Origin of the sequence: Pseudonocardia sp. EV170527-09 (assembly GCF_008369905.1) — a bacterium.
Taxonomy (GTDB): Bacteria; Actinomycetota; Actinomycetes; order Mycobacteriales; family Pseudonocardiaceae; genus Pseudonocardia.
Genome location: NZ_VRMC01000266.1, coordinates 1 through 896, shown reverse-complemented (window position 1 = coordinate 896; position 896 = coordinate 1). Strand labels below are relative to the sequence as shown.

1 protein-coding gene and 1 pseudogene are annotated in these 896 nt (G+C 70.3%); both read left to right on the top strand.

Annotated features, from left to right (window positions below):
• Positions 1–340: pseudogene (locus FVA95_RS29000) on the top strand (hypothetical protein); the annotation flags it as partial.
• Between the two features lie 83 nt (positions 341–423).
• On the top strand, positions 424–896 hold a 473-nt coding region (locus FVA95_RS28995; RefSeq protein WP_161992532.1), incomplete at its 3' end, for an ATP-binding protein.

Here is an 896-nt window from a genome sequence, read left to right as displayed (position 1 = left end):
GGACCCGCAGGTGATCGGCCGGTTCGTCGACGTCGCCGCCACCCCGGACAAGGTCATCGTCTACTGCGCCGGGCACGTCGTCGCCCGCCACCAACGCAGCTGGGCCCGCCACGCGGTGATCACCGACCCGGCCCATCGCGACACCGCCGCGACGATGCGCCGCGCCCTTGCCCACGACCGCGACTCGCGCCGCGAAGCCGAGCGGCGCCATCTCGACGGGCACCCGGTGACCCTGCGCGCGCTGCCCGACTACGACGCCCTGTTCGGCGTCGACTTCACCCCCACCCCGAGCCCGGGCAACAGCCCGGACGGCCCTGCCGAGGAAGCGAGCAGCTCATGACCAGCGCACCGACAACAGCCACCGACCCCAGCCCGGATCCGGCCGGACCAGTGCTGACAGCGGTTCCCGATGGGTTACCGGCGATGATCGCCTACCTGACCCGGGTCCTGAAGACCCCGACGATCGCGGCCTGCTGGGAACAACTCGCCACCCAGGCCCGCGCCGAGAACTGGTCGCACGAAGAGTACCTGGGCGCGCTGTTGCAACGCCAGGTCGCCGACCGCGAGTCCAAGGGCACCGTCATGCGGATCCGGACCGCGCACTTCCCGCAGGTCAAAACCCTGGAGGACTTCAACCTCGACCACCTGCCCTCGCTACGCCGCGACATCCTGGCCCACCTCGCCACCAGCACCTTCGTCGCGAAGGCCGAGAACGTGATCCTGCTCGGCCCGCCCGGGATCGGGAAAACCCACCTCGCGATCGGGCTCGGCGTCAAGGCCGCGCACGCCGGCCACTCGGTCCTGTTCGACACCGCCAGCAACTGGATCACCAGACTGTCCGCCGCGCACCAGAGCGGACGACTCGAGGCGGAGCTGAAGAAGATCCGCCGCTACAA